Raw genomic sequence first — 11,967 nt, forward strand, 5'->3', positions numbered from 1 at the left:
ACATGTATTCAACTTAGCTGCCGGGGCTCTTTTCCACAACCGAGTTCGGAGAAGCATTCATGCCAGATGTAGATGCTACTTGCGAATGTTCATCTTTCTCATCCACAAAGCCCATAAAATACGTAATTACGCCAGCCGTAACAAACGAAATCAGTATACCCACAATACCGTACACAAGCGTGGGTTCAGAAAATAAAGGTAAGCTGAGCAGCCCAGCAGAGGTACCAATAGCAGTAAGCTCTGTTTCAAACAAACACATACAAGCCCCACCAACGGCTCCACCAATCATAACTGCTATTAACGGTTTTTTGAAACGGATATTGACACCATACATGGCCGGTTCAATGATTCCCAGCATGGCTAACAAACCTGTGGACGCAGCCAGCGTTTTGACTTTGGGATTTTTGGATTTAACACATACGCCAAATGTTGCGCCAGCCTGAGCGAAAGCCGCTGCAATGACCACGGGAAAAATATGGTCGTAACCCAATGTTGTAAGCGAGCTGATCATAATCGGTAGCATTATATATTGCATGCCTGCAATAATAAGCCAAGACATCGCGCCTCCGAGCAACAACCCTGTAAACACTTCTGCATTGTCAAACAACCAGCCTAGTCCATCCGATACATGTTGGCCGAGATAACTCCACAGTGGCCCGAAAGCGAACACCATCAAAGGTATAGTGATTATCAGTGTCAAAGTCGGGACAACCAATAATTTAAGTGAATAAGGGGTATACCTGTCTAACCATCTTTCGACACACGATGCTATCCAAACGACAACAAGTATGAGTACTATAGATGAAGCAGCTTGTGGGTCTATAACTGACAGACCAGCAAAACGTACCTCCTCACTTGACTGGAATAAACTTGTTAGTTGGGGATGGAATACGGATACTGCGATGGCTGCCGCAACAAATACATTGCTGCGCAGCCTTCTTGCCGCACTTGCCGCAACAAAAATAGGTAGAAAGTAATACACCCCATCGCTGATAGCCATTAAAATAGTATATACCTGCGGATCAGACAACAATAAACCGAAGGACATTAAAACTAATATAATTACCTTGATGATTCCTGCCCCAATCATTGCCGGCAAGATCGGAGTGAATACGCCTGATACATAATCTAATAGACGACTTATCGGATTTCCCCCTGTAGCAGCTCTGTTACTGCCGGAAGTCGGCTCTAGTTCATCTTCTCCTCTGACCTGCGAAATCATTTCTTTGGAAAGTAAATCCCCATTCATAACTACCTTTTCCCCTTTTATATGTATATTGAAGAACACTTTCGAACTTACCAAACCAAGCTTAGAAGAATATTGTTATAAAAGCGGTATTCCTTATGCTACTTATATTACTTCTTTTTTACAATAGTTTTAAAGAAGGAGTAATCTATTCGTTTTTATGCACCTGATAATTTACATCAAACTTACATCTAAACGCCTAAGACCATAGTTATATATTTTTTGTTTGTTTTTGGGCAAATATGACTATTCAACCGCCTGTTAATTATGTAAAATAGGTCTAACCTACTTTTTAGTAAATCATGGATTACTTCCCTTTCACATTCTTGTTCCTTGAATACAGCTGAAATATACATAGAATCCGAACATTTTCAGTCTTTTCTTCAAGCAAGGAGAGGAAAACAAGTAGATCATGGCGTGTCTAGCATCTTATTGGACAAGCGGCCTACATCAAGCAGGGGAATTCGTCTGACTTTATTACCATCATGTGAGAGGAGAATTTTCATGAAGAGTTTTAATCGTTCCATTGGCGCGAAATTACGAATTATGTTTTTGCTGATTCAGCTCTTTGCATCCCTTTTGTTCAGCATCAGTTTCTATGCAATATCCATGAGTATCATTAATAACAGTGTCATGCCTCAGGTAGACCAATTGCTAGAAATTGGAGCTAAAAATGTATATCAGGATCTCAATATTTCCTTAGCTGTTCAGGCCGGGCAAGGAAGCGGTTCTGATTCCGGCTCCGCTATACAGATGGAATCCTATCTGCAGGACAAAGTCGATACTCTCAGATTAGAATCGGCATATATCGCGGTAGTGAAGGATGGTAAAGCCGAAGTCGTCGCACGGAATGTAAAATCAGTATACAAGGTCAAGGATGCACTCATTCCTGTAGAGGATGTAAAAAAAGCAAAACAAGGCGAGATGAATATCAGTGAAATTTATAGCGATTCGTACGGAGTACACAAAACCGCCTTCTTTGCTATATCGGGTAGTAATTTAGTTCTGGGCGTGAACGAAGATGTTGGATTCGTACAAGAAAAATCCCAACAAATTCTATGGATTTGCATAGGTATTACAGTGGCAACACTCCTGCTGGGCGGAATTATTTCTACCCTCGTGATACGTAAAGTTGTAAAACCCATTGCTGAATTGGTTCGTCATAGCGAAAAAATTGCTCAAGGTGATCTTTCACAAGAAGCGAAGGTTCATGGCGTCAATGAAATTGCGCAACTTGCCCGCAGCTTCCAATCGATGTCTCATAACTTAAAAGAAATGATCGGCCATGTGCTTTCTACATCCGGTGCGGTTGTTGAAGGATCGGACGAGCTGCTTCGTCGGACTGAGGCTATGAGCGTAAAAGTCCAGGATTCTACAGTTGCCGCAGAGGAAATAGCAAAGGGCAGTACCAGCATAGCTACAGCTGCTGCTGAAAATGCGCAGGCTATGGAGGAAATCGCTCAAGGTGTCCAGCACATCGCCTCCTCTGCCAATGATGTATCCGATCAAATCAGTGAAGCGACAAAAGAAACGGTTAACGGTACTACGCTCGCTCAAAAAGCTGTAGCTCAAATGTCACAGGTAGGACATGCTGCCGATGAATCGCTTCGATACATCCATAGTATGAATGAGCGCTCAGAAGCCATTGGCAGTATCGTTTCGGCTATTTTCGATATCACGAAGCAAATTCAAATGTTGTCCCTGAATGCCTCCATTGAAGCTGCCCGTGCGGGCGAACATGGACGGGGCTTCGCCGTAGTAGCCGGAGAAGTGCGCAAGCTTGCGGAGCAATCTAAAGAAGCCACACAAGAAATTTCCGACTATTTGGTTACCATTCAAGAAGTATCGCAACAATCTGTGGACTCTGTGACCCAGGTGAGCCGTGAAATTCATTCGGGAACGGAAATGGTTCAACAAGCGAGCTCAGCCTTTAACCAGCTAAGTGAGCTTATGCAAAAGATCAATGCTACGATTCAAACGGTATCTGCAGCAACGGAACAAGTATCCGCCAGCTCGGAAGAAGTATCTGCTTCCGTGGAAGAGACAGCTCTCATCGCTGCCAATGCACAGCATATGATTCAGGAAATCGGTTTAAATGCCGATGAGCAACTGAATGAAATGGAAAGCCACAGCGAGGTTGTTCGCCAATTAAGCAAACAAGCAACCGAGCTGCAAAAGGCTGTCCAAAAGTTTAAAATTACGTAAGCCGATACCATAGAGGATTTTGCAAAATCCTGAATAAAGAGAGGTATCTCTCAGTCATGAAAATGGCTGTAGAGATACCTCTTTATTTTTAAGAGCGATTTAAATAATCATTTTATGAAGTTTATGAATTCATTCCCATCATACGATAAATTTGCTCCATATCTAAATGAGCCCGAACCACCTCTGCGACACGGTCAAACTCTCGTTCCTTGGCTTCACGTACAGTAAAAGTGCTTTCTAAAGGTGCCAAGCCCTTGGCTTGTCGCAATCCATCCAGCCAGCATCGGCGAAAACGGTCATTATCAAACACACCGTGCAAATAGGTTCCCCATACTTTACCGTCTGTCGTACCCCAGCCTTCCTCAAAAGCTGTTCCTTCGCCACGCCGGATATGGAATAACCTTTTCATTTCGCTTAGGTTTAAAGTTCTACCTGTAGGTGCGTATGGTTCCGTAACATACTCCGTAACGCCCATATGTATTTCATAACCTTCAATACTTGGCTTGGAGGCATAACCCGAATCAGGCGCAGTGCCAAGCAAAAGCGGACAATGATTAGACAGGGTTCCTTGTACGCGTACGGTTTGCTTTTCCTTCAAAAAGGTCGTGGACAGAGCCAGCCAACCTAACCCCTCTGCCTGCTGCGGCAACCCAGATTCGACGGCTTCGGAATCAACTAGCGCTGTACCCAGCATCTGGTAACCTCCACAAATGCCAACTAGCTGTGTGCATCCGGTATTCATAGCCTGCCGAATGTCTTTCTCCAGACCTCTCTCACGCAATTCCAACAGGTCTCCAATGGTGTCTTTGGTCCCCGGTAAGATAATGGCGTCCGGTACACCCAACTGTCCGGCTTCTGTGACATAACGAACACTCACATCCGGCTCTGCGGCCAGAGCATCCGTGTCCGTAAAATTGGAAATCCGTGGATATCGTATCACTGCAATATCCAGTTCTTTATCCTTTGCAGATTGCTTGGGCTTCTTATCCAGTACTACCGAATCCTCTGCTTCAATGCGAATGTCTGGTAGATAGGGCAATACACCGAGTACAGGAATGCCTGTCCGTTCCTCCAGCCAGTCTAATCCCGGTTGCAGCAGAGACAGATCACCTCTGAATTTGTTAATGATAAATCCGCGGATACGTTGTACTTCATGGGGTTCCAGCAACTCGATAGTTCCTACGAGAGAGGCAAAAACACCGCCCCGGTCGATATCTGAAATAAGCAATACTGGAGCATCCGCCCAACCTGCCAGATTCATATTTACGATATCGCGGTCCTTCAAATTAATCTCTGCCGGGCTGCCTGCCCCTTCCATAAGGACAATATCATAGGTATCGCGCAACCGATTCAGAGCATCCATAACGGTCTGTTTGGCTTTTGGCAAAAAATCCTTCCGGTAATCGGAGGCGCTCATATAGGCATAAGGTACACCGTGTACAACAATTTGTGAGTGCATATCTTTGACCGGCTTAATCAGAATCGGATTCATGTCGGTCGTGGCCTCAATACCGCAGGCCTCAGCCTGCACCCCCTGAGCGCGTCCAATTTCCTTGCCGTCTTCGGTAACATAAGAGTTTAACGCCATATTTTGCGACTTAAACGGTGCTGGACGATATCCGTCCTGCGTAAAAATACGGCAAAGCGCAGTCGTCACCACGCTTTTGCCCACATCCGACGCTGTTCCTTGAAGCATCAATACGGCTGCCGGGCTCGTGCAGGACGGTTCGAAAGTTGACAATTGCCTCTTCCCCTTTAACGAATTCATTTCAAATCTGGTCACAACCCGTACAAAATGACAATAAACAACAATAAAACAGTCTCCAGCAATTCGTTTAAAGTTCCGTATATATCTCCCGTAAGTCCACCCAAGCGGCGGTTAATACGGTTTGCCGTGAAGGTTCCAACACCGTAAGCCAAGACCGGAATCAACACAAAACCTATCGAGATTGGAAGGCTTTCAGAATATGAAAGCAAGGTTTGTAAGTATGATCCTGCCAACGACAGATTCCCAGTCCCCCTTGTTGCTGTAGCCAAATCTGCCAGAAGATATTGTCCTACGGCAGCACTTAGGGTCACTAATACTGCCCAAAATACGGCCAACCCTACGCGGCCACCACTCATATCAGCAAAACGCGCAGCCAGCCCATCATCATTACGGGCTTTAGGCCAGCGCTTCATCGCATGTACCATAAACCAGCGGCTCCAAACCATCGGAAGCAGCAGCAAGCTAGACACATTCCGTTCAACCAGCACCGTATATAGCAAAGAAGCCTTGAGCATGAGCAGCAACACACAAGCAATAACGCCCATTGCCCCTACACGGCTATCCTTCATAATCTCCAGCATCCGTTCACGGGATCGGTAGCTGAACAAGGCATCAGCCGCATCCATCCACCCGTCCAAATGCAATCCACCCGTCAACCAAACCCAGACAACAAGAGTAAGAATCGTACACGGCAACGGCGGCAGCACCATAGAAGCAAGCGCCGCAAAGCCCCAGACGATGATGCCAATGACCACTCCCACCAGCGGATAATAACTTGCACTGCGTTTAAGCAAATCCGGGGAAAAATCCAATTCCGCCTTCACCGGAAGACGCGTTAAAAATTGAAAAGCAGCAGCAACAGCCTGACGTTCGCGGCTCATAGCTTATATTCCAGCCGTTTGAGTTCTACGGGAATACCCGCCGTCACCAAAAATACTTCATCACAAAGACGGGCAATCCGCTGATTCATAACCCCACTCAAATCTCGATACAGCCGACCAAGCGGATATTCGGGCACTATACCGTCACCAACCTCGTTGGTGACGATGACAAGCTGCCCCGGATACTGCTCCACAGCTGCCGTCAGTTCATTAATGGCAACTTTGGACGCAGCTTCGCCGTCCTCGCCTGCGGCCAGCAGCACGTTCGACAGCCACAGGGTCAGGCAGTCGACTAACACCATAGGCGCGGGTGATGGCTGCGACGCTTGATCGCCGCCAAGCCGTCGCAGCAGCTCCGGCAGCGCCTGCGCTTCCTCCAGCGTCTGCCAGTCGTACCCGGCAGACTCGCGCTGGACCCGATGAAGGGCGATGCGCTCCTTCATCTCCATGTCGTAAGCTTGCGCCGTTGCAATGTAGCAGGCGCCAGGCGCGCGCGACATGCATAATCGCTCGGCAAAGCCGCTTTTCCCGCTGCGTGCCCCGCCGGTCACGAGCGCTTTCATCGCTGCGCGGCTCCCTGACCGTCCGATACGCCTGCATCGGCAAAGGTCGCCATTTCGCGCATAATGCGGCACGCCGCATCAATCAGGTGCAAGCTAAGCGCACCACCTGTGCCCTCCCCGAGCCGCATGTCCAAATGAAGCATGGGCTCCAGCTTGAGCTCGCGGAGCACCGCCGTGTGCCCGCGCTCGTCCGAGGCGTGCGAAGCGAGCATGTACGCAGCGCTTGCAGGCGCAAGTGCACGCGCTGCGAGGGCAGCTGCGCCGGAAATAAAGCCGTCCAACACGACTGGACAGCGATGTGCGGCTGCGCCGAGGATAACTCCTGCCAAGGCGGCAATCTCCAGACCGCCGACCTTAGTGAGCACGTCGAGCGCATCATTTGCATCTGGCTGGTTCACGTCCAATGCGCGGCAGACAACCGCTATTTTACGGGTAAGCCCAGCCATATCTACACCCGTCCCCCGGCCTACGATAACTTCCGGCTCCAGCCCGGTGAGAGCACATACGACCGCAGCGCTGGCTGTGGTATTCCCGATGCCCAGCTCTCCAGTAACGAATAGCCGTGTGCCACCTTTGACCGCTTCTGCTACAGCTTCAGCTCCGGCCAAAATCGCCTGTTCCGCTTCAGTACGCACCATCGCTGGCCCTTTAGCTATATTCGAAGTACCCATGCGTACCTTTCGGTCCACCAGATTCGCGTGAGCGACATCCGCATTCACGCCAACATCTACCACCTTGACATCTGCGCCCGCATGGCGTGCCAGCACATTAATTGCTGCGCCACCTGACAGCATGTTATACAGCATTTGCTGTGTAACCTCAGCCGGAAAGGCACTGACTCCCTCTTCACACACCCCGTGATCCGCAGCCATGACCATAACCGTTTTACGATCGAATTCAGGCTTATCCACTCCTGTAATTCCTGCTAGCTGAATGACCACACTTTCCAACTTTCCAAGACTTCCCGGTGGCTTTGTTAATTGGTCCAAATGGGCTGAAGCTGCCGAGGCCGCCACCCCATCCGGCTGGGCAATGCTATCGATCAGCTGACGCAGCTTGTCGTTCATACCTTCCACTCCCTGCTCTTTTTAAGTGTGTTTCATCGTTTATTTAATCTGCTGTATCCGAAGCGCTCCTGCGCAGCAAGAGCTGCGGCACACCGCTATCAGGATGCGGAAGCATCACAGGCTCAACACCGTATACTCGTCGAATCCGATCCTCAGTTAATAACTTCGATGAAGCTCCCAATCCTTCAACCATTCCATCCTTGAGTACAAGCAAATCTTCGCAAAATTGGGCTGTCAAGTTAAGATCATGCAAGACCGCAATGATCGTCACACCCGTTTCTTGGCGCCAATCTGCCAGCAGTTCCATAAATTCAAGCTGATAGCGCAAGTCCAGATAGGTCGTAGGCTCGTCCAGCAGCAATATTCGTGGCTCTTGCACCATTACTTTTGCCAAAGCTACACGCTGTCGCTGTCCCCCACTCAAACGGTCTAATGCTCTGTCCGCCAGCGTGGTAAGACCCAATCGCTCCAGCACGCGAGCCGCGATCGCCTCCACATCAACACCCTTTTCCCTGCCTAGCCAGTCCTGATGGGGAAAACGTCCCATTTCTACGACTTCCCTGACGGTGTATCCCACGGGAGGAAGCCCTTCCTGTTGGAGTACGGCTATGAGTCGGGAAAGCTCTTTTCTACTGTAGCTACCGACCTTTTTGCCATAGATATGAACGTTTCCCGAAGTTGGCTGATCTACACCGGAAAGCAAATGCAACAAGGTCGATTTTCCACTGCCGTTCGGACCAATAATCCCCCACCAAGTTCCTTCGTCGACGCTCCAGCTTATATTTTTTAAAGCATGGAACTCTCCATAGGCACGTGTCAGACCCACTACCTCTAATGCCCGATCACGCACCTTCTGTGATTCACTTTGTTCTGTCACAGCAGTCCCCCCCTGCGCAGCTTCTTGTTTCGGTACAGAAGATATGCGAAGAACGGTGCCCCAACAAAGGCCGTCATCACGCCCAGAGGAATTTCTGTGGGGGCTAACAATGTGCGAGCCGCCGTATCTGCCCAAGCCATAAAAACAGCTCCGCCGAGCGCAGATAATGGAACAATCATACGGTAATCAGGACCTGTCACCAGACGAATGATATGCGGTACAACGAGTCCAACAAAGCCAATCACGCCACACACCGAGACAGCGGCTGCTGTCAGCAGCGTGGAAATAATCAGAACAGATAGCTTCGTCGCATCTACATGAACTCCCATGTGCGCCGCCTGACGTTCACCCAAAGCCAAAATATTCAGCACACGTGCCCGGTTCCATAGAAATACCAGCCCTATGACCACATAAGGTAAAAGGATTCCTGTATATGACCAACCGCGCAGACTAAGACTTCCCATCGTCCAGTACAATATTTCATTGACCGTCTCCTTCGACATGGCTGTCAGAAAGGAAACAACCGCTCCCAGAAAGGATTGCATCACCACACCCGACAAAATGAGACTTTGTGTCGGAATTTTCCCACCTTCCCGTGCCAACGTCAGCACCATCCACAGCGTAAGCATTCCGGTCGTAAATGCCACTAGCGGCAGCGTCCATATGCCAACAAATGAAAATTGAAGGCCCCAATAAATCAGTACTGCCGCTCCTACCGAAGCCCCCGAGGATACCCCCAGTGTATACGGATCAGCCAAAGGATTACGCAGCACACCCTGAAATCCGGCTCCCGCCAGCGCCAGCGCTGCTCCTACCAACATTCCCAGTAACACTCGTGGCAATCTGACCTTCAAAATAATCTGCTCTGAGGATGTATTCCAATCCGGTGTAAACGTATCGCCTAACCACGGTAGGTGGTTAACCAGAATGCCCGTGATTTGGCTGACCGGAAGCTTGGCCGAGCCGATGCCAAGACAGAGCAGCAGCGTCAGCAACAGCAGGATAAGACCTGTCCCTCCAAAGCCGATCAGTTTACGGTTCATTTGAAAATTTCAGGATACACGCCCTTGGCCACTTCCTTGAGACCTTCCGTTACGCGTGGACCCGGACGACTGATCAAATTATCATCCACGGCAAACACCCGGTTGTGGCGAACAGCCGATATTTGATCCCATCCACTGCGAGCTTTAATGATATCACCGAGCGTCTGGCCCGTTTTGTCGTCCTTGACACTTTTGCTGTACAAAATCACGTCAGGGTTCGCAGCAATAATATTTTCTTCACTAATTTGGTACCACCCCTTCTGCGTGGCACCTACATTTTCACCGCCCGCTAACGTAATCAACTCGTCCATAAACTCGCCTTTACCAACTGTCCAGCCTGGTGAAAACTCGACGTATACCCGCAGCTTCTGCCCTTTACCGATATTTTTAATTCCTTCTTTTACTTCTGCTACATCTGCTCTCATCTTATCAGTCACCGCTCTTGCTTCTCTCTGATGATCGGTGATTTTCCCATACAATTCGATGTTAGCCATGACATCTCCCACTGTCTTCGGTTCCGTTTTAAAAATCATAATTCCCATGTCGCGCAGCTTGGTCGTAGCCTGTTCACTAAGTGATATCCCTGCAAAAACGACTTCCGGGTTCGCAGCAATGATCGCCTCTTCGTTTGGTTTCATAATACCGCCCACTTTAGGCTTTTTCGTAGCTGCTTCCGGGTAATCAGAGTAGTCGGAGACGCCGACAATTTCCTTATCCAGCCCGATGGCGAACAACGCCTCGGTTTCTGCCGGGGAGACGGAAACGATTTTATCCGGCGCTTTTTTGAATGTAAATTCCTGTCCTGTTGCATCTTTAACTGTGAGCGGGTAAACCGTTTTGCCCGGAGGCTCTTGTTCGTTTACTGCCTGTCCCGACTGCTGTGAAGAAGCCTGACCCTCTTTATTTTCAGCATTTTTTCCATTCGCTCCACATGCACTCAGCACAACTGCCAAAATCAGAGCCAATAAACCTGTTGTCCAAACCTTTATTTTTTTTCCTGCCATGATTTGCACCCCTTCATAAAAAAAATCGTTAAGAGCGTTACTTGAGCATCATCAGATATCTTCTAAATCCAGCCTTCTTTTCCTATCAAAAAAACCCCGCATCCTCATATCAGGACACAGGGGTCACGTTAGCGCAGATCGTGCGCAGGCGGCAGCTTCTTTCCGCACGGACAGTCACTGCGAACACGTCATCCTTTCCTCGAAGGATTATGGTGACAGGCGGACGGGCAGGTATCCTGACTTATGGTAAAATACATGTCCTGAAATTCTTTCATATGCTTAGTAACATATAAAGAGGACTAACGGGCATGTTTCCATTTACAGTGGCGGGACCGCGCCGGATTCACACCGACTTCCCTTTTAACAGCGCAGGGAGGGAAACCATAGTTTCATCACGCTGCGCCGACCTCGTCTGCTGGATATTTGATGTAGTGGTAGTCAAGCCGTTCTTTTACTTGATGATTATAGGTTAAAATGAGGCGGCTTACAACCCAAACAGCCTCTTTATCCACTGGTGTCTAACCTAATGAGGAAGCATTTCCGCTATGTAATTGTGCGGTCCTGCCAGCCTCAATTGAATCCTTAATGCTTCTCCCGGCTTCGGATTCAGACTCCAAAAATCATGGCCCGGTATCAGCATGCAAGCTAGCTGACGAATTACGCCACCATGCGTAACGACCAAAACAGAGGGCGACGTAGCAGTCAAATCCATGGGTTGAACTTCCATAGCAACACGCCATTCATACAGAGAGTCAAGAAATTTGCGCAGACGATTTACAAAATCTGTCCAAGACTCTCCACCAGGTGGGGTGATCCGTTGCGGCTCATCAATCCAAGCCCGATACAACGACACATCCTTGAGCATGTCATACGTTTTTCCATCCCACTCGCCAAAATGAAGCTCTCGCAGACATGGTTCCATCATAGGAGGCATAGTAGATAGGGAACGCCCAGACGTCAACTCTGATTCCGGCACAATGATCTGCAAGGTCTGGCGACATCGCATTAAGTCGCTGCAATAGATTCGAGCAAAGGACTGACCTTGCAATTTTTCCTGCAAAGGCTTTAATTCCTGCTCTGCCCCCGGTAGCAAACCTAAGTCGGAGTGTCCCAGATATCGACGTTCCTTGTTCCATAAGGTTGTGCCGTGACGAACTAACACGAGCTCCATATCCCAATGCAGATCTTCTTTAGCATCATACGGCACCTTATCCTCCTGTGAGTTCGGTCTTTGTGCGTATTCTACTGTCCTTTTTGCTGCTATATCTTGTTTCAAGAAATGTCACTTCCTGCTCGATCATTATTCAGTGTGT

10 protein-coding genes and 1 riboswitch are annotated in these 11,967 nt (G+C 48.6%); of the genes, 1 reads left to right on the forward strand and 9 read right to left on the reverse strand.

The features are described from left to right. Positions 1–13: 13 nt before the first annotated feature. Positions 14–1,249: a PTS transporter subunit EIIC gene (locus tag ACEN8J_RS15405; protein ID WP_495593657.1), complete on the reverse strand. Its 1,236-nt coding sequence runs from the start codon at positions 1,247–1,249 to the stop codon at positions 14–16. Between the two features lie 501 nt (positions 1,250–1,750). On the opposite strand from ACEN8J_RS15405, the gene ACEN8J_RS15410 reads away from it, so the two are divergent. Continuing rightward, positions 1,751–3,451, forward strand: a complete 1,701-nt coding sequence (locus ACEN8J_RS15410; protein ID WP_495593659.1) for a methyl-accepting chemotaxis protein — start codon at positions 1,751–1,753, stop codon at positions 3,449–3,451. Between the two features lie 121 nt (positions 3,452–3,572). Here the strand turns inward: ACEN8J_RS15410 and ACEN8J_RS15415 are convergent, their stop codons facing one another. The 8 genes from ACEN8J_RS15415 to ACEN8J_RS15450 all read right to left on the reverse strand — a co-directional run bounded on the left by ACEN8J_RS15415 (position 3,573) and on the right by ACEN8J_RS15450 (position 11,930). Beyond that, positions 3,573–5,192 carry a cobyric acid synthase gene (locus ACEN8J_RS15415; RefSeq protein WP_029516395.1) on the reverse strand — a complete coding sequence of 540 codons (1,620 nt, stop codon included), beginning with the start codon at positions 5,190–5,192 and terminating at the stop codon, positions 3,573–3,575. A gap of 38 nt (positions 5,193–5,230) precedes the next feature. Further along, on the reverse strand, positions 5,231–6,100 hold the full coding sequence (gene cobS / locus ACEN8J_RS15420) for an adenosylcobinamide-GDP ribazoletransferase (protein WP_165144931.1): 870 nt from the start codon (positions 6,098–6,100) through the stop codon (positions 5,231–5,233). Continuing rightward, on the reverse strand, positions 6,097–6,663 hold the full coding sequence (gene cobU / locus ACEN8J_RS15425) for a bifunctional adenosylcobinamide kinase/adenosylcobinamide-phosphate guanylyltransferase (RefSeq protein WP_069012672.1): 567 nt from the start codon (positions 6,661–6,663) through the stop codon (positions 6,097–6,099). The genes cobS and cobU overlap by 4 nt, the downstream gene beginning before the upstream one ends. Further along, complete coding sequence (cobT, locus tag ACEN8J_RS15430; RefSeq protein ID WP_318626858.1) at positions 6,660–7,730, reverse strand: nicotinate-nucleotide--dimethylbenzimidazole phosphoribosyltransferase; 1,071 nt, start codon at positions 7,728–7,730, stop codon at positions 6,660–6,662. Before cobT ends, cobU begins: the two co-directional genes overlap by 4 nt. 43 nt (positions 7,731–7,773) lie before the next feature. Beyond that, on the reverse strand, positions 7,774–8,607 hold the full coding sequence (locus ACEN8J_RS15435; protein WP_341071803.1) for an ABC transporter ATP-binding protein: 834 nt from the start codon (positions 8,605–8,607) through the stop codon (positions 7,774–7,776). After that, the gene (locus ACEN8J_RS15440; RefSeq protein ID WP_318626861.1) at positions 8,604–9,650 is read right to left on the reverse strand and encodes a FecCD family ABC transporter permease; all 1,047 of its coding nucleotides are present in this window, start codon (positions 9,648–9,650) and stop codon (positions 8,604–8,606) included. The genes ACEN8J_RS15435 and ACEN8J_RS15440 overlap by 4 nt, the downstream gene beginning before the upstream one ends. Beyond that, a complete protein-coding gene (locus ACEN8J_RS15445; protein ID WP_318626862.1) occupies positions 9,647–10,654 on the reverse strand; it encodes an ABC transporter substrate-binding protein in 1,008 nt (335 codons plus the stop codon). Before ACEN8J_RS15445 ends, ACEN8J_RS15440 begins: the two co-directional genes overlap by 4 nt. A gap of 209 nt (positions 10,655–10,863) precedes the next feature. Next, positions 10,864–11,055, reverse strand: a riboswitch (cobalamin riboswitch). Between the two features lie 122 nt (positions 11,056–11,177). Continuing rightward, entirely contained in the window at positions 11,178–11,930 is a 753-nt protein-coding gene (locus tag ACEN8J_RS15450) for a histidine phosphatase family protein (protein ID WP_029516388.1), read from the reverse strand. Positions 11,931–11,967 lie beyond the last annotated feature (37 nt).

The organism is Paenibacillus sp. Paensp38 (assembly GCF_059491915.1).

Excerpts from the sequence above, each read along its gene's own strand:
- ACEN8J_RS15405 (WP_495593657.1), bottom strand. The coding sequence starts at position 1,249 with ATGAATGGGGATTTACTTTCCAAAGAAATGATTTCGCAGGTCAGAGGA.
- ACEN8J_RS15410 (WP_495593659.1), top strand. The coding sequence starts at position 1,751 with ATGAAGAGTTTTAATCGTTCCATTGGCGCGAAATTACGAATTATGTTT.
- cobS (WP_165144931.1), bottom strand. The coding sequence starts at position 6,100 with ATGAGCCGCGAACGTCAGGCTGTTGCTGCTGCTTTTCAATTTTTAACG.
- cobU (WP_069012672.1), bottom strand. The coding sequence starts at position 6,663 with ATGAAAGCGCTCGTGACCGGCGGGGCACGCAGCGGGAAAAGCGGCTTT.
- cobT (WP_318626858.1), bottom strand. The coding sequence starts at position 7,730 with ATGAACGACAAGCTGCGTCAGCTGATCGATAGCATTGCCCAGCCGGAT.
- ACEN8J_RS15440 (WP_318626861.1), bottom strand. The coding sequence starts at position 9,650 with ATGAACCGTAAACTGATCGGCTTTGGAGGGACAGGTCTTATCCTGCTG.
- ACEN8J_RS15445 (WP_318626862.1), bottom strand. The coding sequence starts at position 10,654 with ATGGCAGGAAAAAAAATAAAGGTTTGGACAACAGGTTTATTGGCTCTG.